21 protein-coding genes are annotated in these 22,152 nt (G+C 70.0%); 9 read left to right on the forward strand and 12 right to left on the reverse strand.

Annotated features, from left to right (window positions below; translation table 11 throughout):
• The first annotated feature begins 56 nt into the window (after positions 1 to 56).
• From ACE1OC_RS00220 to ACE1OC_RS00230, 3 genes are all read left to right on the forward strand, one after another.
• Positions 57 to 1,040 (forward strand): collagenase, encoded by a 984-nt coding sequence (locus tag ACE1OC_RS00220; protein ID WP_407835178.1) that lies wholly within the window; start codon positions 57 to 59, stop codon positions 1,038 to 1,040.
• 20 nt (positions 1,041 to 1,060) lie between these two features.
• Complete coding sequence (locus ACE1OC_RS00225) at positions 1,061 to 1,357, forward strand: hypothetical protein (protein ID WP_407835179.1); 297 nt, start codon at positions 1,061 to 1,063, stop codon at positions 1,355 to 1,357.
• A gap of 288 nt (positions 1,358 to 1,645) precedes the next feature.
• Complete coding sequence (locus ACE1OC_RS00230) at positions 1,646 to 2,089, forward strand: pyridoxamine 5'-phosphate oxidase family protein (protein WP_407835180.1); 444 nt, start codon at positions 1,646 to 1,648, stop codon at positions 2,087 to 2,089.
• A 1,101-nt stretch (positions 2,090 to 3,190) separates the two neighbouring features.
• Here the strand turns inward: ACE1OC_RS00230 and ACE1OC_RS00235 are convergent.
• The 3 genes from ACE1OC_RS00235 to ACE1OC_RS00245 all read right to left on the reverse strand — a co-directional run bounded on the left by ACE1OC_RS00235 (position 3,191) and on the right by ACE1OC_RS00245 (position 8,427).
• Positions 3,191 to 3,841: a M15 family metallopeptidase gene (locus ACE1OC_RS00235; protein WP_407835181.1), complete on the reverse strand. Its 651-nt coding sequence runs from the start codon at positions 3,839 to 3,841 to the stop codon at positions 3,191 to 3,193.
• A gap of 64 nt (positions 3,842 to 3,905) precedes the next feature.
• Positions 3,906 to 5,396, reverse strand: a complete 1,491-nt coding sequence (locus tag ACE1OC_RS00240) for a hypothetical protein (protein WP_407835182.1) — start codon at positions 5,394 to 5,396, stop codon at positions 3,906 to 3,908.
• 94 nt (positions 5,397 to 5,490) lie between these two features.
• Positions 5,491 to 8,427: an AfsR/SARP family transcriptional regulator gene (locus ACE1OC_RS00245; protein ID WP_407835183.1), complete on the reverse strand. Its 2,937-nt coding sequence runs from the start codon at positions 8,425 to 8,427 to the stop codon at positions 5,491 to 5,493.
• Positions 8,428 to 8,461: 34 nt separating this feature from the next.
• On the opposite strand from ACE1OC_RS00245, the gene ACE1OC_RS00250 reads away from it, so the two are divergent.
• Positions 8,462 to 8,635, forward strand: coding sequence for a hypothetical protein (locus ACE1OC_RS00250; RefSeq protein WP_407835184.1), 174 nt, complete (start codon positions 8,462 to 8,464; stop codon positions 8,633 to 8,635).
• Positions 8,636 to 9,013: 378 nt separating this feature from the next.
• Here ACE1OC_RS00250 and ACE1OC_RS00255 read toward each other — a convergent pair whose 3' ends face one another.
• From ACE1OC_RS00255 to ACE1OC_RS00270, 4 genes are all read right to left on the reverse strand, one after another.
• The gene (locus tag ACE1OC_RS00255; protein WP_407841443.1) at positions 9,014 to 9,475 is read right to left on the reverse strand and encodes an HAD family hydrolase; all 462 of its coding nucleotides are present in this window, start codon (positions 9,473 to 9,475) and stop codon (positions 9,014 to 9,016) included.
• Positions 9,472 to 9,648 (reverse strand): hypothetical protein, encoded by a 177-nt coding sequence (locus tag ACE1OC_RS00260; protein ID WP_407835185.1) that lies wholly within the window; start codon positions 9,646 to 9,648, stop codon positions 9,472 to 9,474. The genes ACE1OC_RS00255 and ACE1OC_RS00260 overlap by 4 nt, the downstream gene beginning before the upstream one ends.
• Positions 9,642 to 9,809 (reverse strand): hypothetical protein, encoded by a 168-nt coding sequence (locus ACE1OC_RS00265; protein WP_407835186.1) that lies wholly within the window; start codon positions 9,807 to 9,809, stop codon positions 9,642 to 9,644. The genes ACE1OC_RS00260 and ACE1OC_RS00265 overlap by 7 nt, the downstream gene beginning before the upstream one ends.
• A 167-nt stretch (positions 9,810 to 9,976) precedes the next feature.
• Complete coding sequence (locus ACE1OC_RS00270; protein ID WP_407835187.1) at positions 9,977 to 10,324, reverse strand: hypothetical protein; 348 nt, start codon at positions 10,322 to 10,324, stop codon at positions 9,977 to 9,979.
• A gap of 377 nt (positions 10,325 to 10,701) precedes the next feature.
• Between ACE1OC_RS00270 and ACE1OC_RS00275 the strand changes: the two genes are divergently transcribed.
• The 3 genes from ACE1OC_RS00275 (at position 10,702) to ACE1OC_RS00285 (ending at position 15,041) form a co-directional block, all read left to right on the forward strand.
• Complete coding sequence (locus ACE1OC_RS00275; RefSeq protein ID WP_407835188.1) at positions 10,702 to 10,998, forward strand: hypothetical protein; 297 nt, start codon at positions 10,702 to 10,704, stop codon at positions 10,996 to 10,998.
• A gap of 1,069 nt (positions 10,999 to 12,067) precedes the next feature.
• Positions 12,068 to 13,660 carry a N,N-dimethylformamidase beta subunit family domain-containing protein gene (locus ACE1OC_RS00280; RefSeq protein WP_407835189.1) on the forward strand — a complete coding sequence of 531 codons (1,593 nt, stop codon included), beginning with the start codon at positions 12,068 to 12,070 and terminating at the stop codon, positions 13,658 to 13,660.
• 76 nt (positions 13,661 to 13,736) lie between these two features.
• On the forward strand, positions 13,737 to 15,041 hold the full coding sequence (locus ACE1OC_RS00285; protein ID WP_407835190.1) for an LCP family protein: 1,305 nt from the start codon (positions 13,737 to 13,739) through the stop codon (positions 15,039 to 15,041).
• Between the two features lie 293 nt (positions 15,042 to 15,334).
• Here ACE1OC_RS00285 and ACE1OC_RS00290 read toward each other — a convergent pair whose 3' ends face one another.
• The gene (locus ACE1OC_RS00290; RefSeq protein WP_407835191.1) at positions 15,335 to 16,309 is read right to left on the reverse strand and encodes a hypothetical protein; all 975 of its coding nucleotides are present in this window, start codon (positions 16,307 to 16,309) and stop codon (positions 15,335 to 15,337) included.
• 418 nt (positions 16,310 to 16,727) lie between these two features.
• The gene (locus ACE1OC_RS00295; protein WP_407835192.1) at positions 16,728 to 17,579 is read right to left on the reverse strand and encodes a hypothetical protein; all 852 of its coding nucleotides are present in this window, start codon (positions 17,577 to 17,579) and stop codon (positions 16,728 to 16,730) included.
• Positions 17,580 to 17,722: 143 nt separating this feature from the next.
• On the opposite strand from ACE1OC_RS00295, the gene ACE1OC_RS00300 reads away from it, so the two are divergent.
• Entirely contained in the window at positions 17,723 to 18,874 is a 1,152-nt protein-coding gene (locus ACE1OC_RS00300) for a HEAT repeat domain-containing protein (RefSeq protein WP_407835193.1), read from the forward strand.
• 133 nt (positions 18,875 to 19,007) lie between these two features.
• Here the strand turns inward: ACE1OC_RS00300 and ACE1OC_RS00305 are convergent, their stop codons facing one another.
• Together ACE1OC_RS00305 and ACE1OC_RS00310 are read right to left on the reverse strand one after the other, a co-directional pair.
• The gene (locus tag ACE1OC_RS00305) at positions 19,008 to 19,646 is read right to left on the reverse strand and encodes a hypothetical protein (protein ID WP_407835194.1); all 639 of its coding nucleotides are present in this window, start codon (positions 19,644 to 19,646) and stop codon (positions 19,008 to 19,010) included.
• Between the two features lie 931 nt (positions 19,647 to 20,577).
• Positions 20,578 to 21,225 carry a hypothetical protein gene (locus ACE1OC_RS00310; protein ID WP_407835195.1) on the reverse strand — a complete coding sequence of 216 codons (648 nt, stop codon included), beginning with the start codon at positions 21,223 to 21,225 and terminating at the stop codon, positions 20,578 to 20,580.
• Between the two features lie 264 nt (positions 21,226 to 21,489).
• Between ACE1OC_RS00310 and ACE1OC_RS00315 the strand changes: the two genes are divergently transcribed.
• Entirely contained in the window at positions 21,490 to 21,693 is a 204-nt protein-coding gene (locus tag ACE1OC_RS00315; RefSeq protein ID WP_407835196.1) for a hypothetical protein, read from the forward strand.
• Between the two features lie 161 nt (positions 21,694 to 21,854).
• Here the strand turns inward: ACE1OC_RS00315 and ACE1OC_RS00320 are convergent, their stop codons facing one another.
• On the reverse strand, positions 21,855 to 22,076 hold the full coding sequence (locus ACE1OC_RS00320; protein WP_407835197.1) for a hypothetical protein: 222 nt from the start codon (positions 22,074 to 22,076) through the stop codon (positions 21,855 to 21,857).
• Positions 22,077 to 22,152: the final 76 nt, after the last annotated feature.

Consider the following 22,152-nt stretch of genomic DNA (forward strand, 5'->3'; position numbering starts at 1 on the left):
CTATGTTACGCGTCACTGCCACTCCCCCCTTCTTGTCGACCCGTAAGGAGACTTCGTTGCGCGCTCCGAGATCTGTGCGTGTTTCCCTGCTCACCGCCGCGATAGCCGCCACCCTCACGCTGTCCGCGATCCCCGCCACCCGGGCCGCCGCCGCCCCGGCCCCCGCCGCCTCACCCGCCGTCGCGGCGAAGGCGGCGCCCGCGCCGGTCGCAACCGGCCGCGACCAGCACGGCCGCCGCAAGCACGACCGCGCGGAGCGGGCCGCCACGGCCGCGGACGCCACGCAGGCCACCGGCGGCGGCACCTGTCATTCGCCGAAGTGCAAGGCCGAGCTGGAGGCGCGGCTCTTCCCGTACACGTACACCTACGACAAGGGCGCGATCAAGGTCCGCACCGCGCTCGACCGGACCACTGTCGACCAGCTCTACTACGCGAGCAAGCAGGTCAAGACGCAGTTCCACCGCGTACTGGGCACCGATCAGCCGATCGCCGGGGATGCCAACACCACCCTCACCGTGGTGCTCTACGCCTCGCGCGCCGACTACGTGGCCTACCAGCCGGTCCTCACGGGTCTGAGCACCGACAACGGCGGCATGTACATCGAGTCCACCGCGACCTTCTACACCTACCAGCGCCGCGTGCCCCAGGACTCCTCCCTGACCCTGGAGGAGCTGTTCCGGCACGAGTACACCCACTACCTCAACGGCCGGTTCGCCGTCCCGGGCACCTTCGGTTCCGGAGCCTGGTACAGCGGCGACCGGACCACGGCGATGGACGAGGGGACGGCCGAGTTCTTCGACGGCGCCACCCGCGACGACGGGATCGCGGTGCGCAAGTCCCTGGTCCAGGGCGTCATCGACGACACGGCGACCGGCGGCCCGCGGATGACCGTGAACCAGCTCCTGCACGCGACCTACGCCGGCGACGGATTCCGGTTCTACGACTACGCCGGCACCTTCTACGAGTACCTGTGGCGGGACAAGCCGTCCGAACTCCAGTCGATGTACCGGTTGTTGCCTTCCAGCCCACCGCGACCCTGACCCACGACACGGCGGCCCAAGTGCAGTCGGCGCTCACCGCGTCGAGCGGGACCGCACCGCAGTGCGCGGACACGGGCGCCACCGGCACCAACCGGCGCTTCGTGTGCACGGGTCAGCTCACGACCGCGCTGAGCGGCGCGGCGAGCGCGGACCTGGTCTTCAAGGACATGTCCGCCGCCACCGACAGCCGGCTGATCGAACGCGCTCTCGGCAGCGGCACCAACTTCCAGGACATGAACTGCTGGTTCGGCCCGGCCGCGATCGCGGGGAGCGCCGCCACCTCGTCGTACGCCTGCGAGGGCCCGCTGCGGGGCTGAGGGTCCAGGGACGTCGGCGGCGTACGGGCGGCCCCCACCCCTGGCCACGCCGCCGCGCGGGCCCGAGCCGCCGACGTCCCACCCTGCCCCAGCTTCGCCGCCCCGCGGTGCTCGGCGCGGTCCTGAAGGGGGCAGGTGGCCCCCGGCCGCCGAAACCCAATAATCGTCCGCAACGAAACTATCTGCTACGGTCTTCCTTGTTGCGTCAACTGGCCGGAGACACCACGCGTTTGCCGCATCCGGTTGTCTGACCCGCCCTCCCACCCCGACCAGCAAAGGCTGATCCCCATGAGTGAGCACACCGCCACCGAGACCCCCACCACCGGCACCACCCAGAACGACGGCCCGGCACCCCGAGCACTCACCGACCAAGAGCTGTCCCAACTGCTGAGTCAGCAGCAGTTCGGCGTGCTCGCGAGCGTCAGGAGCACCGGCCACCCGCACCTGTCCACCGTTCTCTACGACTGGAACGCCGAGGAACGCGTACTGCGGGTCTCCTCCACCGCCGACCGCCTCAAAGTCCGACAGTTGCGCCGCGACCCGCACGCATCACTGCACGTCAACGGCCCGGACATCTGGTCGTTCGCCGTCGCGGAGGGAGAGGCGGAGATAGTGGACCCGGCCGACGGGGCGGCCCCCGGGGAGCAGCCACTGCCTGATCGGCGCGTGACCATCCTGCTCCGGGTGTCCCGCCTGTACGGGACCGCCCTGGACATCCCCGCCCAGAGCTGATCCGGCCTGCCGAAGGCCGGAACGGTCCCAGACTCCTTCCCGCCCTTCCACTTCCAGCCGGTCAGACTCGACCGGTACCCGTCCGGGTCGTACGTGATCAGGCGGGCGCGGACTCAGCCGGCCCTCTCGACCCGGTCCCGTGCAAGGGGCCATGGCCTGCCGAGGCCTGCCGAGGCCTGCCGGGCGAGTTGCCCGTCGGCCGCGCTCTGAGTGCTCCGCGGCTACTTGGGGTCTTCGCTGTCCCAGGGGTAGACGAACTGGCTGAACGAGGTCCTCGCGCCGATTCACAGCCAAACGCGAGCGCAGATCTTCAGCAGCTTCCTCGGCCCGAGCCACGATCGTGTGGCTCCATGCCGTATCCCGCAGCATCTGCGCGGCCGCCTCACGGGCCGCCCCATCCTCAACCTGCTGGCCCGCGGCGAGGCGATCCACCAGCCCTGGGAAGAGCCTGTCGACCGAACCCCACGAGGGGTTGTAGGCCACAACGTGATCCGGCCCGAACTGCGCCAGGGCCCGCTCCACCCCAGCATGGCCCACCGCCGGCCGCAAGGACGACCACGCTGCCACTGCCTCCCCACGACTGCGACACCCGCGCCAGACCGAGAGCCATCCACCGCACCCAGTCCTCGTCATGAGGCACCACGACCACCAACCGCGGGGGACGCGCCGACACCGACAACGGCACAAACGAGAAGGCCCGCTCACCCATCCCCGCAGCATCCCAGCCACAAGACCAGCCGGAGAAGAGCCGAGCAGTGTCCGGCACCGTCCCAAGCCGACAGGTCGTGCACTGGAACAGTCACGCCCATGTCAGCCGGCCATCCTCGTGATAGGCGCCTGCCGGCAGCAGCCTGGTCATCTCGTGACAGCCGTGATCACAACCACCGTGCAGCTTGAACTGGGATAGCCGCCTTGTGTTGACTGACGCCCAGTCAGTGCCACCAGCTCGCTGATTCACAGTGGTGCCGCCCGAGCAGCGCACCCAAAGACCATCGACAGGCGGAAGAAGGGATAGCTGCCACCGGACTCTGGACTGCGCGAGCTACGGCCCCCGCGCTGAGCGCCGGTGGACCGCCGGAGCTGTCGGTCGTATCGACGGGATCAGCCGGACAGCGGGCCGTAGCGGGCGGCGGGCGCCTGGGTGGCGTGGGCCCAGTAACGGTCACCGTACGACCAGTGCCACCACTCGGTGGGGTAGTTGACCAGGCCCGCCGCGACCAGTGCCGCGGCAAGGATCCGCCGGTGCTGCCGGGCGAGCTCGGAGATCTGGGCGGCCTCTGTGTAGCAGGCGAGGCCGCTTTCCTCCGGGCTCACGTTCAGCTCGGTGCCGAAGTCGAGCTCGGTTCCGTCCTCGGTGCACAGGGTCAGGTCGACGGCCGCTCCGGCCACGTGCGGGGCCACCTCGGGCGGGGCGAGCGAACGGCTCGCCTGGACGCGCAGGTGCTCGTCCGTCCAGTCGGGGTTGGCCGCCCGGAGCTGCTCGGCGTACGCGGTGAAGTACGCCACCTGGAGGTTCATCGGACGGTATCCCTCCACGACGAGCAGGCGCAGTCCACCGGGCAGCAGTGCGGCCGCGGACCGCAGGCGGCTCGCGACGCCCCGGCGCAGGTGGGCGTAGTGCCCGTCGGCGTCGGCCAAACGCGGGTCGATCCGCAGCTCGGGGAACCCGCGCAGGTCGACCAGGGGTTCGCCGCATTCGGTGACGGGCAGTGCGGTGACGCGGGGGTCGCTCATCAGCACGATCTCGGACATGGTGCTCCTCGAAGCGGCGGTGTCCCGCCACGCGGACGTGGCGGGACACCTGTGGCGGATGCGGTTACAGCAGGACCCAGCCCGAGTTCCAGGATCCGTTCGGGACGGACTGCCAGCGGTGGAAGGCATTGCCGTCGCCGCCGATCACCGACACCTCGAGCCGGCCGTCGAGGTTGGTCGCTGCGGCCACCCTGCCCGAGAGGGTGTTCCCGCCGAGGTTGCCGAAGCCGGACACCCAGCCGCCGTTCTTGACGGTCTGCCACTTGTCGTACAGGTGCCCGTCGCCGGCAACCACGAAGACCTCCAGTCGGCCGTCGGCGTTACTGCCGACCGCCACGCCCTTGAGGGCGCTGCCTCCGAGGTTCTCCCAGCCGCTGATCCAGTCGGCGCCGGGCGTCTGCTGCCACTTGTGGTAGAGCTGCCCGTCGCCCCCGACGGTGAAGACCTCCAGCCTGCCGTCGTCGTTGCGGCCGACCGCGAGGGCGCTGCTCGTGCCGTTGCCGCCGAGGTCGCCCCAGCCGGCGGACCAGCCTCCGCCCGCCGTCAGCTGCCACCGGTCGTAGATCCGGCCATTGCTCGCGGTCGCGAAGACTTCCAGTCGGCCGTCGTTGTTACGCCCGGCCGCGACTCCGACGAGGTTCTCTCCGCCCAGGCTCTCCCAGGCGTCGACCCAGTCGGCGCCGGGCGTCTGCTGCCACTTGTGGTAGAGCTGCCCATCACCCCCGACGGCGAACACTTCCAGCCGGCCGTCCGCGTTGCTGACGGCCGCCACGCCGCCACGCAGGCCGCTGCCGCCGAGGTCGCCCCAGCCGGACCAGCCGCCGTTGGGTTCCAGCTGCCACTTGTTCTGCACCCGTCCGTTGGAGATGCGGAACGCCTCCATCCGTCCGGAGGTGCTCGCCGCGCTGCCGGTGCTGGTGGCGAGTGCGACGCCGTCGTCGACGAAGTCCGCCGCCCGGTCGTAGCGGATCGCGGTGTAGCCGGTCACCTCGGACCACGAGTTGAACCCGAGTTTTTGGAAGTTGCTGACGGCAGAGGGGTTCTCGACCGTCTCGCCGTTGGTGTTGAAGGAGTAGACGTAGGCGCCCTGGGTGTGGTCACCCGGGTTCTTCCAGTGCGAGAAGAGTTCCATGTGGCCGTCGGAGCCGTATCCGTCGGAGTCGCGCACCATCGCATCGCCTGGCCGGAAGTCGTCGCGGGAGATGACGCGCATGCCGCTGCTTCCGGCCTGGGCGTACGACAAGAACTCGTTGGTCAGCGGGCTCGACCCGAGGTGCCAGGCCATCGCCACCAGGCCCGAGCAGTCCCGGCGGTAGCCGTGGCCGCCGTCGGTGTCCGTGGCCGTGTACGACTGGGTGTAGGTGATGCCGCGGTCGACCCAGTCCTGGGCCCGCGTGAGTATCTCGGTCCGGCTGATGGTACCGGTGGCCGACGAGGCCGCCTGCGCGGGTGCCGATGCCATCAAGGTGATGGTGCTGCCCAGTGTCGCCACGGCCAGTGCCGCCGCCGTCGTTCCGGTCAGCCGTCGTGACGGGCGTCGCTTGGTGCTCCTCATGTCCGGATCCCCCTCCGTGTGTCCGTTTGCCAGCCGCCGGGCCTCAGCTCGGCCGGCCGCCGTCCCGCTGAGGAACACACTTCCGGTCGCCGCTCTAAGTTCCCTCTAGGTCCCCCGACGCCGCGTGGAGGCCCGAGAGTTCGGTGTACTCGCGGGCGCCGAACTCGGCGAAGACCGCCAGGGCCCGCGCCCGGACGGCGTCGGCCCGGGCACGGTCGCCGGCGGCGGTGTACACCGCGGCGAGGTCCCGCAGCGTGCGCGCTCCGAACAGCGGCAGCTCCAGTGCGTCCCAGACCTCGCCCGCCGCGGTGAGGCAGGCCTCGGCCGGGCCTAGTTCGCCCGCGGCCAGGTGGAACTCCCCGATGGTCCGCAGCACCAGGCCTTCGCCGAGCCGGTCGTGGTGGGCCCGGCAGACCAGCAGCGCGTCCTCCAGAGGCGCTCGCTCGGCGGTGCCCAGCCGGATCCTGGTCTTGGCCAGCGCCTGGTCCGCGTAGGCGATCATCAGCTGGTCGCCGAGCGAGCGGAGCATCTCCAGCGATTGCTCGAGCAGCATCTCGGCGGCGCCGTACTCACCCATGGCGCGCCGGACCAGGCCGGTAGTGCGGAGGGTCAGGGCCTCGCCCCGGCGGCTGCCCAGTCTTCGGTAGGCCGCCCGCGCTCCGTCCAGAGCGTACAACGCGTCGGCGTACCGGCCCTGTTCCAAGTGGACCGAGCCCGCGAGTCGGCCGGCGTAGCCGAGTCCGGCGTCGTCGCCGACGGTCCGAAAACCGGCGACGGCCTCGTCGAGGGCATCCCGGGCCGCCGAGAACCGTCCCTGTTCCCGGTAGGCGCTGCCGGCGCCGGCTCGGCTGACGGCCTGGCCCCGGAGGTCTCCTGCTGCGGCGAACAGCCCGAACGCCGACGCGAAATACTCGTGGGCCTGGTCGAAGCGGTCCTCGGCGTAGCGTAGTTGGCCCAGTCCGGACAGCACCATCGCCTCGCCCGTGCGGTTGCCCGCGCGCCGGGCGGCGGCGAGTGCGGCGGTATGGGTGCGCCACCATTCCTCGAACCGGTTGCGGACGCCGAAGGACGACGAGGAGAGCGCGACCGACACCTCGCACGCGGCCACGTCGAGGTCGATCGCGGCGGCGTGTTCGACCGCGAGCACCAGCACGGGCGCCTCCTGCTCGAACCAGTCGTTGGGCGGGTCGGGCAGGCTCCGCACCGGGCGCGCGGTGGTGAAGTCGGCGCCCGGTTCCACCTCGCCGGAGGGCGCCTGCCGGCGGATCAGCCAGAGCCACGAGCCCAGGGCCCGTGAGAGCGCCGCGCTCAGGTCGGCGGGGGTGTCCTCGGCCTCGGCCCGTTCGAGGGCGTACACCCGCAACAGCTCGTGGAGCCGGAAGCGTGGTCGTCCGACCCCGGTGACGCCGAGCAGCTGCGCGTCGATCAGCGCCTCGACCGCGTCGTCGGCGGTCCGGTCGTCGGTGTCCAGCAGCGCGGCCACCACCCAGGGCGCGAAGTCGGCGGCGCCGAGCAGGCCGATCAGGCGGAACGCGCGCCGGGCGGCAGGGTTGAGTACCTGGTAGCTCAGTGCCACGCTGGCCCGGACCTCCAGGTCACCGACGGCCAGCTCGTCGAGGCGGCGACGCTCGTCGGACAGCCGGTCCGCCAGGGTGGCGGTCGTCCAGTGCCGGCGGGTCGCGAGCCGGGCGCCGGCGATCCGGACGGCGAGCGGCAACTGCCCGCACAGGGCTACGATGCGCCGGGCGGCCTCGGGTTCCGCGGCGATCCGGTCGGGGCCTGCGATCCGGGCCAGCAGGTCCAGGGCGGCGGCAGTGTCGAACACCTCGAGTTCGGTACGGGTCGTTCCGGCCAGGCCCGGCAGGCGGTTGCGCGAGGTGATCAGTACGCCGCAGCTCGGGCTGCCGGGCAGCAGCGGACGGACCTGTTGCTCCGTACCGGCGTCGTCCAGGACCATCAGGATCCGGCGGCCGGTCAGCACGGTGCGGAACAGGTCCACCCGTTCCGCCACCACTTCCGGCACCTCCTGGCCAAGGGCGCGCAGGAACCGGCCGAGGATCTCGCCCGGGGTGGCCGGGCTCTCCGTGACGCCCCGCAGGTCGGCGTAGAGCTGGCCGTCCGGGTAGGCGTCGGCGACCTGGTGGGCGGCCTCGGCCGCGAGCGTCGACTTGCCGACGCCGCCGGCCCCGGACACCACGCACACCGCAACGGCGGTCCGGGCCCCGGTGAGCGCCGCGGCGAGCGCGTCGAGTGCCTCCACCCTGCCGGTGAAGTCGGGCGCGGTGGGCGGAAGCTGCGCAGGAGTCAGCGCTGGGTCCCGCGGCGCCGCGAGTAGGGCGGGGTCGCCCCGGAGGACCGCCTCATGCAGTCGGCGCAGCTCCGGACCGGGGTCGATCCCGAGTTCTTCGGCCAGCACCCGCCGGCCGTCCTGGTAGACCTCCAGCGCCTCGGCCTGCCGCCCGACCCGGTACAGGGCCAGAATCAGCGCACCACGGGTCCGCTCCCTGGTCGGGTGGTCGGCCACCAAGGCCGCCAGCTCGGCGATGTCGAGGTCGAGCCCCTGCGCCGACTCGGCTGCGATCCGCTCGTCGAGGACGGTCAGCCGTTCCTGGTCGAGGTGGGCCGCCGTCGCCTGCAGAGCGTCGCCGATACCGCCGAGCGCGGGCCCGCGCCACAGGTCGAGTGCGGTCCGGAACTCCCTCGCCGCGACGTCGTGGCTGCCGTTGGAGGCGGCCTGTCGGCCCCGGGCCACGTGGTCGGCGAAGACGTCGCGGTCCACCTGGCCCTCCTCGACCCGCAACAGGTATCCCGGTGCCCTGGTCTCGATGACGTCGCCCAGTTCACGGCGCAGCAACCATACGTAGGTCTGGAGCAGCGTGCGGACGGTGTCCGGTGGACGCTCGCCCCAGACTGCGTCGATCAGCGTTTGGGCGGAGACGACGCGGCCCCCGTGCAGCGCCAAGGTCGCGAGCAATGCGCGCGGCTTCCTGCCGCCGAGCGGCAGCCGCTGCGAGGTGCGCCATACCTCCACCGGCCCTAACAGTCGGAACTCCAATTTCCCCCTCATGAGCGACGAACCTACCCCCGGCCCCAGGCACGAGAACCAGTTCCAGGATCTGGGCGGCAACGTCACCGTCTTCCCACCCGACGACGTCGAAGCGTGGGTCCCAGAGATCCCCATCATGTGGGCCCTCCGCCGACGGCGCGGGCGGCTCCGGCGACGGGCCGGCGGAGGATGAGCTGCCGTAGGGCCTGGCGGGTGAGCGACTCGGATCACCACCGAAACGTTCGCGCAGCACACCCCACTGACCGTCCGTCTCACCCCCACCCCTGACGACGTGGTCACACCGGAAACCAGGGGCTGGTAGTCAACGGCCTCAGCCAGATTGAGGTGGCCAGTCTCAATGTGGACTTGCTCGGCAGGTTCAACATCGACTTCGTCGTGAACGGTCCGGTTCAGCCTGAAGAGGGTCTGTCCGGCACGGCCAAACCCGGCCGCGCCGGACTCACCGTTCAACGGGTATGCGGCCCGGGAGCGCCCTGCCCGGGCCCCGGTGGTGGGCCGGGCCCCGGGCCGCCGCCACGTCCGGTTCCTGGGCCATGAGGGGTTGGGCGGTCTATTGGACGGTCCCGGTCTCCTCTCGGATGTCGATGACGGGAATGCCGGCGGCGCGGGCCGAGGTGATGCCTTCGGCTGTGTTCTCGAACGCGAGGCAGCGTTGGGGGTCGGTGGCCAGTTGCGCTGCGGCGAGCAGGTAGGCGTCGGGTGCGGGTTTGAGCTGGGTGACCTGTTCGCGGGCGACGAGGACGTCGAAGAGGTCGGCCAGGCCCACCGCGGTCAGGCCGGCGCGGACGACCTGGCCGTCGTTGGCCGAGGCGACGGCGGTGGGCACAGTGGCCGCCAGGTGGCGGGCCGCGGCGATGACGCGTGGCACGGGCCGGGCCTGGAAGCTGCGGGTGAGCCAGTGGGCGCGGGTGCGAGCAACGAACTCACTATTGGAGCAGGTGAGTTGGATGCCGTGGTCGGTGTGCAGGTGTTCGCGTAGGGCGTCGAGGTCGGCGAGGGGGGCCGTGTTCAGCCACGCGTGGGAACGGCGAGGGCGAGGTCGGTGAAGGTGGCGTGGATGGCGTCGGTGTTGAGGGTGCTGGTGTCGACCAGGGTGCCGTCGAAGTCGAAGACGGCGGCCGCCGGCCGCAGGGCGGCCAGGAGCTCGCGGGTGGGGGCGTCGGTGGGGGCGGGGCTCGTCAGCACGGACCGTTCTCCAGGTTCGCGGTGAGTGCGTCGCGCAGTCCGCGGGCTGCCAGAGCGTGGACCGGGGTGCCGGTGACAGTCAGGAACGGCCGGGGCCCGTACATGACGGGCCGGTCGCTCCAGGTGCCGTCGGCGCTCTGGGTCTCGATGAGGAAGCGCACGGTGTCTCGCGCGGCGTCTCGCAGGGCGGGGTCGCCGGCGCGGAGGCGGCTGCCGTGGTGCGCGGCGAGGGTGGTCAGGGCCAGGCCGGTGGCGGTGGGACTGGAGTACGGCTCGACTTCGATGCGGGGCCAGCCGCCGTCGGGGCGCTGCGCGGCCAGGAGGGTCTTCAGGTTGGGGTGGTGCGGGATGTGTGGGTGAGCGGTGGTGCTGATCTCGGCCGCGCCGTAGGCGGGGGGGGTACGTACCAGTCGCTGTTCCAGTGGCCGCCGGCGCCGAGGGCGGCGAGCCAGGTGCGGGCCAAGGTGAGGTCGATGCCGGGCAGGGCGGCAGCCTCGATGCCGGCGCTCATGTGGGCGACGACGTCGGGGGCCGGGGTGTCGTCGTGGGAGAGCCAGGTGTTCCACAGTCCGTCGGCCCTCTGGTGTCGGCGCGCGAAGCCGGCGGCAGCTGCCCGTACCTGGTCGGTCCAGGTGCAGCCCGGCCCGATCTCCGGATACACCACCGCCTCCGCCAACAAGACTTCCTGACGGGTGTTGCATGCGTCGTCGGGCAGGTCACGGCAGTCCAGTGCCGGAAGCCGGTGCGCTGGTTCAGAGCCCAGAGCGGCAGTTCACTCCCCCGGGCCGTCCGATTCACCGCCGAAACGCCACTGCACCCCAACCCATGCGAGCAGGGCGTGGTCGGTGTAGTGGAGGACTTCTGCGGGGGTGAGGACCCTCAGGTCGCCGAAGACGTTGCACGGCGGGATGGGGCGTGGGTCGCGGTGAACAGGAGGCCGGCGGCCAGCGTGTCCGCGCTGATCGCGTAGCGGTTGCTGTGAGCGCCGGGCATGCGGTCCTTGTTCTTCGGAAGGCGTGGTGACCAGTGCGCTCCAAGATCGTTCATCCCTGTATGAACAACACCAAGCGCGTACTTGTCGCACTCACACTTTCGGGAGCCGTCCTGACCACGTCGGGAGCTGCCCACGCCGAGGCCGCGACGGCGAACAGTCCCAGCAGCGCCGCTGGGGCCAACATCCTCGGCATCGATCTCAACCACATCCTGCACGGTCTGGGCCTCGGCGTCGGCGGCCAACTCCTCGGCAACGCCAGGGGCGAAAACCACGCCACGGGCCATTTCCTCCCCGCCGGCCACTCCGTCGTGCTGCCCGCCGCCGCCACGGTCCCCATTGCCGGCGGTCTCCAGTAGCAGCCACCGAGCTCGCTCTTCCAGAACGGCGAGTCCCGCATGCGGGACTCGCCCGGGACGCTGCTCCGAGGTGGCCGTGCTCCGACATGAGCAACGCTCCGTCCACCACCTCCTGCGGACGCCACCCCGTCACGTCCACCAGCATGCCTTCCAAGGGGCCGCCCACCAGTTCCACGTAGTCGTGACCCAGCCTCGGGCCGGTCTCCGGATCATCCGGCTCCCACCCGTACACACGCCGATCCCACCACGTAGCGTCCACGCACGCACCCTCCCACCACGAGGCCGGCGGCCGGGCGGAGATGCCCGGTCCGGGCCCGGGAGGAGTGAAAGGCGGGGCGGCCCCAGCCGGCGCCCGCACCCGAGCGCTTCGCGACCCTACGAGCGCACCCCCACCCCAGCCAGCCGCACACATGTATGGGCAACCCCCGTAACAGCCACCCACCCTGCTGCTATGCAGCCCATGGCAGCAGACTAGTCACGCCATGACAGCCAGGATCTGAACCGCTGCACGACCCGACCAGGAACAACCACGCGGACCCGGCTGACGCCCAACGAATGCCACCGACGCTCCCATTCACATTTCGGGGCCGTCGGACGGTGACAGGGTGGTGACGAGGTTGCTCACCCAGACCGCGGCCCAGACGAAGCGGCCGTCGCCCGAGACGAGCGCGAGCGACGGGTACTCCCTGGTGCCCGCCGCGGCGTCGCCCGAGCCCAGCGCGACCTCACCGATCTGGTGCAGTCTCGCCAGCTGGGCATCCCCGCGACCACCGGCTCCCCCAGCAGAACAGCCCCGCCGCGTGCCTGCCCGTCAGCGCGGCTGAGCCAGCGTCGTCGTACGACGGGGGATGGTACGAGCACCGCGCCGATGGGCTGTGTGGATCATCGGCATTGACTCTTCCAGGGGCCGATCCCTCGTTGGCGGCGAGCCTGTCGCATGCGCGGGCCGCGGGGTTGGCTACTGGGGGTTGTCGTCACACTCCCGTCGTCGCCCGAAGGGCGAGGCAGACGGGAGTGTGACGACAACCCCCAGTAGCCAGGCAGCGGAACAGGTACCCGGGAGAGACGAATGGAGCAGCCCCCGGCGGCCGAAGGTGCGGGAACGGGTCCTCCTCCCCGCTCGACCGGCCGCAGACGCCTCCTCGCCCTCGCCGCCGCGTCCCTGGGCGCCGTCCACTTCCCCGGCGCCGCCGGCGCCGCCGGCGCCGCGCACGCGGCCGCCCCGCGCTGCGGCCTCGACGTGGCCGGGGAGAACGCCCTCACCGGCACGGCCGACTGGCGCGTGACCCGTACGGGAGCGGCCGGCGACATCGAGGGCTTCGCCGGGCGGGCCAGCGTCCTGGCCGGCGAACCGGTGAACCTGCACGTGTCGACCACCGCGCCCCGTTTCACCGTCTCCGCGTTCCGCATGGGCTGGTACGGCGGCGCCCGGGGACGCCTGGTCTGGCGCTCCTCACCGCTGCCCGGAGCAGTCCAGCCCCGGACCGAAACCGACGCCGCGACCCGCATGGCCCATGCCGCATGGCAGCCCTCCGCCCGGCTGGACACCGCCGCCTGGCCCGAAGGGTGCTACCTCCTGCGCCTGGATACCGCCGACGGCCGGGCGCAGCGGTACGTACCGCTCACCATCCGCTCCGCCTCCACGGCCGGCCGCCTGGTGATCGTCAACTCCGTGGCCACCTGGCAGGCGTACAACCGCTGGGGCGGCGCCGACCTCTACAAGGGAACCACCGGGAAGAAGGCCTCCCGTTCCCTGGCCGTCTCCTTCGACCGCCCCTATGCCGGCGGCCAGGGATCCGGTCAGTTCCTCGTCTACGAAGCGCCGCTCGTAGCACTGGCCGAACGCATGGGCCTTCCGTTGGCCTACGCCACCGGGGCCGACATCGCTCGGGACCCGAGCCTCCTGTGCGGGGCGGCCGCGATCCTCTCCCTGGGACACGACGAGTATTGGAGCCCGGAGCAACGCCTCCATGTGGCCCGAGCACGGGACGCCGGTACCAATCTGGCGGTCTTCGGAGCCAACTGCTGCTACCGCCGCATCCGCTACGAACCCTCGTCACTCGGCTCCGACCGGATCGTGGTCTGCTACAAGGACGACTACGCCCGGGACCCGGGCTACCGGCGCGGACTCCCGCCCACGAACGACTTCCGGCGTTCCCCGGCGGCCGATGCCGAGAGCAAGCTCCTCGGAGTCATCTACGACGGTTACCCGGTCGATGCTCCCTACGTGGTCACTCACCCGCACCACTGGCTCCTCGCGGGGACCGGTGCCCGGCTCGGCGAGTCCATTCCCCACCTCGTCGGGGTCGAGTACGACCGGGTGAACACCCGTCATCCCACCCCGCGACCGATCGAGATCCTTTCGCACTCCCCGGTGGTGCGCAAAGGACACCGGAGCCACGCGAACACGGCATACCTGACCCTGCCCGGTGGCGCGGGAGTCTTCGCCACCGGCACGATGCGCTGGGTCGAGGCACTGGACGCGGGCGGGCCCGGCGCCCCCCACGGCTTGGACGCGCGGGCCCACTCGTTCACCCGCGCCGTCACCGAGAACGTCCTCCGCGCCTTCGCTCAGGGCCCGGCCGGGGCCAGCCGCCCGGCGGCCGACAACGTGGCGACCCACTACCCGGCAGACCCGGCGACCACCACACCCGCCCCATAGGTCCCCCGGCCCTCCCCCTCCTCCCCCGGCCGGGACCCGGACTCCGTGAAAGCCGCGTACACCCCGAAAGGCCGTCATGCGCAGACTCGGTACCTCCCTCGTCTTCTTCTCCGCCCTCGTCACACTGACCGCGCTCGCCCCCGCCGCACACCCCACACCGGCACCCACACCGGGAGCGGGCGCGGGCGTTGGGACCAACATCCTCGTCGTCGGCATCGACAGCCGAGCAGGACTGTCAAGGGCCGAGAAGAACCGCCTCAACGTCGGCGGCAAAGGGTGCAACTGCACCGACGTGATGATGCTCGTCCACCTATCCGCGGACGAACGACGCGCCAGTGTCGTCTCCATCCCGCGCGACTCCTACGTCACCTACCCGGAGGACGGGGCACCCGCCCGGTCAGGCAAGATCAACGGTGCCTACGCCATCGGCGGTGCCACCCTCACCGTCCGCACCGTCGAGAAGGTCACGGGTCTGCGCATCGACCACTACCTCGAAACCAGCTTCACCGGCTTCGAACAGGCGGTCAACGACCTGGGCGGTGCCGTCATCTGCACCGACAAGCCCCTCAAGGACGTCAACTCCGGCCTCGACATCACCACCGGCATCCACGAGGTCGACGGCCGCGGCAGCCTGCGCTACGTCCGCGCCCGCCACATCGAGAACCCCGGCGATCTCGGACGCGTCCGGCGCCAGCAGCGCTTCGCATCCGATCTCATCGCACGCCTCACCACGCGCGATGCCCTCTCCGGCCCGCTCGCCGCCGTACAGACCGCGCGCACCCTGCTGCAGTCCGTCCGCATCGACCCGGATACCAGCCTGGCTGACCTGGTCCGCATCGGATGGGCACTGGGCCGGATGAAGCCGAGCCAGAGGGAGTTCGCCACCGTCCCGATCAGCGTCTTCGACCACCGGGTCCCGGGAGTCGGCTCGACGCTGCTGTGGGATCAGCCCCGCTCCGCGGCCCTGTGGTCCGCCCTCGCCGCAGACAAGCCCATCAAGGGTGACGCCCGCATCCAGCCGGCATCCGGCACGCCCGCCAGACCTGAGAAGGTGCAGGCCCGCGTGGACGACGCCGGGGTGGCTCTCGCTCTGCGGGCCGCCGGTTTCCAGGTCACCGACACCTCCGCGACCGCACCGGCCACACGCCCCGCGGGCCCGCCCGTCATCCGCTACGCCCCCGGCGCCGAACGCGGCGCGACCACGCTCGCCACCGCCCTTCCCGGAGCCCGTCTCGAACGGGTTCCCGGGCATGACGCGATCGTCGACGTCGCGCTCGGCACCAGCCCGGTAACCGTCCACGAGGTCCACTACGACCGCAACACCATCGAAGGCGCGCCTGCCACCGGTCACCAACTGGGCTGTAAGAACGGCCCGCGTTGACGGTGCATCCGGCCGCATCGCGGCTACGGAGGTCGGCTGCGAGGGCCGGGGGTTCGTAGTCGCCCGGCCCTCGCGTATCCACCGCCTTCGACCGCTGCGGGTCTGCTGCCTCACCGGCCTCGGCCTCGGCCTCGGTCACGTTCTCACTGGTCATCGTTGCATCTTCCTTGATCGGGAGTTACACCGAACGATTTACAGCCCCCGAAGGGCTCCTGCGGCACCGGCAAGGGCGGCTGTGAATGCGGCCTGTTCACGCTCCAGGTGCCGAGCGGCACCCGATAGCCGTCAGCCCCTCAGCGGGCTCTCGGAGTTGCCCATGAGCTTCCAGGTGTTCGATCCGGCGGGCCGGAAGTAGTAGTTGACGATCTGGCCGCCGAAGGGCTCAGGTCGGGTCGGAGTGGTTGAGCTTGCCGGTGACGGTGAGCGGCTGGCCCTTCTTGACCGGTTTGGGCGAGGCGTTGAACTGCGGGATGGCGGTCATGGTCCGGGCGACCTTGATCTCCGGGGTTGGTCCAGCCGTGGATGGCCTTCGTGCCCGCGTACCGCAGGCGGATGTAGGCGGAGCCCGGGTAGGGCAGCGTCGTGCTGACGAACGCCTCGCGGTTGGTGCCGGGCTCGGTGGGCACGTCTACGTCGACGCTCTTGCGGGTGGTCCAGCCGGTCTTGCCGTCCACCGAGTGCTGGACCTCAACCTTCAGCGAGGTGGCGCCCGCCGGGATCTCGAAGCGCTCTAAGGCGGAGCACACGTACACGGTCTTCTTCGAGTCCACGGAGGCGGTGTGGTGCGAGAAGCGGGTCCCCGCCGTGGTGTCGACCGTCACGGACCGGGCGGATGCGGTCAGCCACTCCGAGGTTTCGCTGACCGTCCAGGTGCCGTCGTTGAGGAACGTGGGGGTCCCGGTGAACCGGCCGGCGCTGTCCGTGGTCATTTCGCCCATCGTGCCGCCGAAGACCCGGCTGCCGGCCGGGACCGGCTCCCACGTGCCGTCGGCGGCCTTCCAGGTAACCGTGCCTCTGATCTTGCCGCGCGTCGCGTAGGCGCCGGTGGCCTTCGAAGAGTCCAGGGCGATGCGGGCCGGCGTGATGAGGACGTAGATGCGGTCGGACGCCTCGATCTTCACACCGTTCAGCGTGGTCGCGAAGTCGATGCTCGCGAAGCTCTGCCCGTAGTCGACCTGCTCGTAGGAGGTCCGGACTTCCTCGGCACCCGTGAAAGCGGCCTTGAATTCGAAGTGGCCCCGGTTCGGCGCCGTCACCACTCTGTTCAAGGCCGGGCATGGTCAACCGACCGCGCCCCAGCCCCATGCCCGACCCGAAGGCGAGACCGCATGTACGGGATGGTTACAGGACCTTGCGGTGCGGGGCGGTGAGATCGACGTTCGGGTTGCGCGCACGGCGTTCATCGGTGTCGCAGCTGCACGCCAGGGGTGGCGCCCCGCCAAGACGGGCCTGCGTCCTCCTCGCGGCCGGGGCCATCCCCGGCCCGAATGATCTCCGTCTTGCCAGAGCCACATTCATGTGTAGGCCGGCAAGGTGACATCGCCATACCTGTCAGATGTGACAGTCGGCTCGAGCCCCTCCTTCGCAACTGCGCACCTATGCACCCTCCCGAAAGAGGGTTCGCAAGTTCCGTGCAGCGTTTGCGATTTGGGAGGTCAGGGGTGCTGGGCCCGACGGACTGCCGGGTCAGATCTGGCCCGCGACCCTCCGGCCGAGCCGTTCTTGGGGCGACGCGGCCTCGTAGTGGTCCAGATACTCCTGCATCTCGACGTCGAGGAACACATCGCCCACGCCGTTCACAGCGCGCCAGAGACGGTTCTCAAGCCAGAAGCGGTAGGCGAAGTGCTCGAAGGAGGGAGCACACCAAAGGATCTCGGCCTTCTGAGCGGCAACGTCGTTCAGCTCGCTCTCTTGCTCGGAGTCCTCCGAGTCCCGCGCTTCGTACTCGTACTCGTAGTCAAGGTAGGAGTTGACCACGAAGACCTCGCCAGACGGGCGCAAGTAGAGGTACCAAAGAACGCAGTCCTGCTGGTCACGGAAGAAGCGGACGACGAACGCACCCGGCTCAACTGGGCTCGGCAGCGGATCGGAAAGGCTGCTCCAGCAACCAGTCACCGACACCGAATCCAAGGCCTCTCGCAGGTTCGACGAGACGTGGAAGGTGACGAAGTCCTTCGGCAACGTCAGTCCTTCGGCAGCCAGCCTCTCCTCCAGCTGCCGCACCTTCGCCGCCCGCTCGGCGACGACTTCGCCTGGATCGCCCAGCCACTGGAACACGCCTGTGAGCTGCTTCCTACCCAGAGGCGGCAGGGTGTCGTAGGGATACCTCTCATACGTATAGCGGCAGGGGCGATGGTCGCCGAGATCTGTCGCACACCAGGCGGCATCAAAGTCAACACCCATCGCCAGCAGCTCCGTTCGTAAGAGGACATGCGATCGACAGGATCTCACCCGGGTCCGACACCACTGCGTGGCAGAGCCGACGCGCATGCGCTTCCCTCTCCCCACCTTCCCCACACCCTTGACCAGCTCAATCAACTGGGCAACGAGAGCGACACTGGGGATTTCGCAGGCTCTGTCCGCGATTTCGTGAACGCTCTTCGGGCGGCGCTCGACCGCACCCGACCGACCGCGAGGAATAACCGTTGGCTGTCGGTGTTCCCTGCTGGAACGATCCTGGGATGACCGACCACCGTGACGCCGTCCTCCGCCTGTGGGGTCGCCAGCTCTACGAGCGTCAGAGCGAGCCACTCGCCTGGGCGGAGGCGGTCCTGAAGGCCACCGGTCGCCCGCCGACCGCCGTCACCGCGGCGATGTCCGGCCGACTCGACGCCCTCGCTGATTCCCCATCGGACCGCGCACAGCTGCTGTTCCGTACGGTCGCCAAGCTGGCCGCGAACCTGCGGGGCGACGGCCACTACGACGCGGACGTCGGCACCCGAATCGGCCCACTGGCCCTGTGGTTGGGCGAGCTCGAACCACCGCTCGCCGGCCCGCTCGGGGACGCACTCGGCCACCCGCCGGACGGGCCGACATCCCTCGTCACCGTCCACGCCGCCGAGTTGAACAGGAACCGCACGACCCGGCTGCGGGCGATCGACGCCCTGCTGGAGTGGGCCGAGCTCGGCCATCCGCAGGCCCTCGCGGCCCTGTCCGAGATCGCCTCCGACCACCGGACGCAGGATGTCACCGTCTGGACCAAGGCACTCAACCGGATCGCCCTGTTCAGCGACGCGAGCCTCGAACCGGGCCTACTGCGCGCGCTCGCCGACACCGGGCACCACGGGGTGCGCTGGTCAGCGCTCGCCTGTGCCGAACTCGGCTTCCGCCGGGCCGTTCCGCTGATCACCGCCCTGCTGGAGCATCCCGATCCGATGGTCCGCGAGGGTGCCTGCGAGGCGCTCGGCCTCCTTGAGGAACAAGCCGCCGTGCACGCCCTGACAGCCCGGCTGAACGACGAGACCAACTGGGTACGCAGCAGGGCCGCCCAGGCGCTCGGCCAAATCGGCGGCGCCCGGGCACTCGCTGTGCTCTGGCAGGCCATGCTGGAACGCCGGAACCCGAAGGCCAACCATCTCGCCTCAGCGATCGCCGCCTTCGGCCCGCCGGTGGTGGACGACCTGATCGCCCTCACCACCGATCCCGACCCGGACCTCCGAGCACTGGCCTGCCGCGCTCTCGGCTCAACAGCCGACGACCGGGCCCTGCCCGCACTGGAACACCTCGCCGCCCACGACCTCGCCAGAACCGCCCTCGGCGGCCTCGTGGCAACCGCCGCCAAGCAGGGACTGCGGACCGCGCACCGCATTCGCGCGCGCACCGCATCGACCTGAGCTCGACGCTCGTCTCGACTGACGTTCACTCTGAACCCCCGTCGGCCGACCTGACCGGACAGCGGCTGGGCGCGAGACGGTGGGGAATCGTTTGATATGGGGAATTGACGACTCTGTCGCTGATCTTGTGACGTCAGCCGTCAAAACGGATCCAGTCGACGGGCAGGTCGGCCAGCGGTGCCAGAGCGCTTCGGTGACCGGCGCCGGCCCAGACATCGAATTCTTCGCCGTCCTCGCTGCTGACATGCACGACGAGGCCAGGGGCCACGTAGAAGTGAGTGGGTGCCCACGGCCAGAAGGGACGCAAGGGCACAAGGTGCAGCACTTCGGTTACCTGAGCGGCCTGTGCTGCCGTGAGTCTGCGCGGCAGCGCCAGGTAGTCGGCAGTCATGGAAGCCTCGAAGAGGGAGAACTGGATCAGGAAGCCGCTGAGCGGTTCCTGTTCTGAGATCGGTTTCTCGTCGAATCCACGGAACCAGACGGTCGGATCGGCCTCGGGACCGTCGAGCGTCCACAGGAGTGACCAGAAGAAGCCTCCGTGGTTCTCAACGCCGAAGACGAGCATCTCCCCCAGGTGGTCGGTGTGCAGGTCTGGCTCGGGCAGGATGCTGTTCTGGGTTCCGAGGGCGCCCGGCCGCTGCTTCGCAAGCCGGTACAGCTGCCGCAGCCCAGCAGGCAGGCGTGAGGGAGAGCAGTTGGCAGGTGGTTCGGTGGCGTCTGCGGCGGGGGTACCAGCCGGTGACGAACTGTTCCAGCGCTGCCGTACGGTCACCGTTCACATTCCTGAGCCACTCGAGGCCCGGCAGGTCCACCGGGGACCGCGGTGGGCGTACCCGGTTGAGGAGTTGGCGACTCAAGGGTTCTTCAAGCCGCATTTCACAGTGGGTGAGGACGCCGTCGGATGTGCTGGCCTGGCTCACCTTGGCAGTGCCCAGGTGCGGACCTCTTCTCCGAGGCGGACCGCGATGTGGATCGGCAACGAGCTGTCGTCCGTGTCCCATGGCGACCCCATCAGTCGCTCTGTGACGGGGGCCGGTGCGGGCCTGATCAGACGGACCTCCTCAGCGCTCCACACACCGCTCCTGGCGGGGTGTCAATCGCTTCCACGATGATTACCGTCCCCGCCTGGCCTATGACGATGCTGGCGCCCCCTACCATGAACGGTCCGGCAATCGCCGAGGCGCCGACGAGCACGGATACGTGCTCCTCATCGAATACCAGCGCCCGACCACCACTGGGCATCCCTAATGTCTGCCAGCTGCGACCGTCACAAGATCAGCTCCAGGGCCGAATTGACCGACCGTCGACAGCCACCTCAACAGAGTCAAATGCCTCACGAGGGCGATGTATGGACGGGCCTCCTTCGAGCTCCTTCGCATCAGGATCCTCACAGATCGTCGCGAACATGTACGCAACTCATTGCCGCAGCTCAGAGCTCGTCTAGTCATCAGGTCGATCGGTAAACCTCACGACCTCCTCGCCCTCCAGAAGGAACGGGAGCGGACCTCCACCACCCTCGCCCACACCCCCGCCCTCACGGCTCGGAGCGCAGCATGACCGAGCAGACCCCCACCACCCGCCCGCGCCCGGTCACGTGGGCTCCCGGCCAGGCCGGACCCTGCCGGAAATGGCGTATTGACTGCACCATGGCTCCGAAACCGGCGAGCGACAGTGCCACCGTCAGTACCCCTCACAGGTGGCCCTCAGTCCGTGAGGAAGGCTCCCTCGCGACAAGGGCGGCAGACGAAGACGTAGCCCAGCTGACCGCCGAGGTTCATCGCGGTCTCCCAGGTCATCCCCTCCTCCAAGTGCGCCGCGAACTCCATGGTGCCGGTGCAGGAGGGACACGCGGGCAGGCGGTCGTCCTCAAGGTAGGAGGGGCTGCCTCCGAGTGACCCAAGCACTTCGCGCTGCTTCCCGAATCGTTCTTCGGGTTCCCGCTTCCATCCCGATCGGGCAAGGTCGTAGGCGTCAGGCTCGATCCCTTCCTCGTCGCAGGCATCTTCGCGGTCGATCGTCACGACGTGGGTGCGGATGGCCGAGGTGGCGGGCAGCAGCGTCAGTCCCGCCTCGGGTACGGCTACCGGCTGCAGTCCCTCCCGGGGAAACAGATGGACCCTGTTCGCGCTGGAGCTCGCGTCCCAGAACTCACACGCCCCGGGGTCGTTCTGGCACAGGAACACCGACAGGACACCGTCCTCGACGGGGAGATGGGCGAAGAACTGAAGCGGTCCCCCGCAGCCGCACAGGGGCCAGGCGAATCCGGCAGGTGCCAGCGGCACGCCCCCGGTACGCAGGACGTCGGAATCGGCCGGAGCGGCGCCGTCATAAATCATCAGAGTGGTCTGCATAGCGACAGGCTAGAGGCGGCCCATGACATGACCGGCCCCGTCATCGGCAGCCCCGTCGATCGCCTTCAGCAGGCTCATCGACCACTCCCGCTCCCGCCCTCCGGCTGGCGCGCCCGGGCTCGCAGAGCGCCCTTGACATGCGCGGTGTCCCCGGCGCCGGCGAAGCAGCCTGTGGAAGGTGCAGGACGCCCGCGCGCCACGCACCGGCACGCCCTGAGCGGCGGACGGACGTGACCCGGATGGACTGAAGATCGTTTACAGGGCATGAACAACACCACGCGCGTATGCGCCGCGCTCGCCCTGGCGGCAGCTGCACTGTCCTTCTCCGGCGCCGCACACGCTGACGACGATGTCCTCAGCGCTCGGGAGGAAACGGGGGCATCGACGCGCAGCACTCTCGGCAACGAAGAATGGCTACTGGTCGGCAACTCCCTCTGGACCGCAGACGGGAACGTTGAGTTCAAGTAGGACAGACCTCATCGCGAAGAGACCCCCGACGCTGCCTGCCGGGGGCCTCTTCGCGGGTGGAGCGGGCTGGCTCTGGCTCAGCCGACCACCGCTCGAAAACGGGCCCAGGGGCCGCCGCGATGGCGGCCCCTGGAGATTGTGCAGGTGCAGTCGCGGTCCGCTCAGAAGGCGACGATCCAGGTCTCGTCCACGCCGCCCGGGAGAAAGGAAACAACACGCGGCTCAGCGAAGTCCGTGACGGACAGCTCCTCGCCGCCGTAGGTGTCCTCTGCATGGACGGGTCCAGCCAGCGACAGGGCGGCGCCCGCCAGAGCAATGGCAGCAAGGGTGCGCAGAATGGAATGTGCGCGCTGATGACAGCCGGCCACCATCCTGTTGGGCACCCGACGGCAGCATCCTGGTCACTCGGCGATCAGGCCGGGCAAGCCTGCTCGCCGGTGGACTGCCCGCCCGCGTGAC

The sequence above is a fragment of the Streptomyces stoeckheimensis genome (assembly GCF_045822005.1).
Lineage (GTDB): Bacteria > Actinomycetota > Actinomycetes > Streptomycetales > Streptomycetaceae > Streptomyces > Streptomyces stoeckheimensis.

Excerpts from the sequence above, each read along its gene's own strand:
- ACE1OC_RS00230 (WP_407835180.1), top strand. The coding sequence starts at position 1,646 with ATGAGTGAGCACACCGCCACCGAGACCCCCACCACCGGCACCACCCAG.
- ACE1OC_RS00235 (WP_407835181.1), bottom strand. The coding sequence starts at position 3,841 with ATGTCCGAGATCGTGCTGATGAGCGACCCCCGCGTCACCGCACTGCCC.
- ACE1OC_RS00240 (WP_407835182.1), bottom strand. The coding sequence starts at position 5,396 with ATGAGGAGCACCAAGCGACGCCCGTCACGACGGCTGACCGGAACGACG.
- ACE1OC_RS00250 (WP_407835184.1), top strand. The coding sequence starts at position 8,462 with ATGAGCGACGAACCTACCCCCGGCCCCAGGCACGAGAACCAGTTCCAG.
- ACE1OC_RS00275 (WP_407835188.1), top strand. The coding sequence starts at position 10,702 with ATGAACAACACCAAGCGCGTACTTGTCGCACTCACACTTTCGGGAGCC.
- ACE1OC_RS00280 (WP_407835189.1), top strand. The coding sequence starts at position 12,068 with ATGGAGCAGCCCCCGGCGGCCGAAGGTGCGGGAACGGGTCCTCCTCCC.
- ACE1OC_RS00285 (WP_407835190.1), top strand. The coding sequence starts at position 13,737 with ATGCGCAGACTCGGTACCTCCCTCGTCTTCTTCTCCGCCCTCGTCACA.
- ACE1OC_RS00300 (WP_407835193.1), top strand. The coding sequence starts at position 17,723 with ATGACCGACCACCGTGACGCCGTCCTCCGCCTGTGGGGTCGCCAGCTC.
- ACE1OC_RS00310 (WP_407835195.1), bottom strand. The coding sequence starts at position 21,225 with ATGCAGACCACTCTGATGATTTATGACGGCGCCGCTCCGGCCGATTCC.
- ACE1OC_RS00315 (WP_407835196.1), top strand. The coding sequence starts at position 21,490 with ATGAACAACACCACGCGCGTATGCGCCGCGCTCGCCCTGGCGGCAGCT.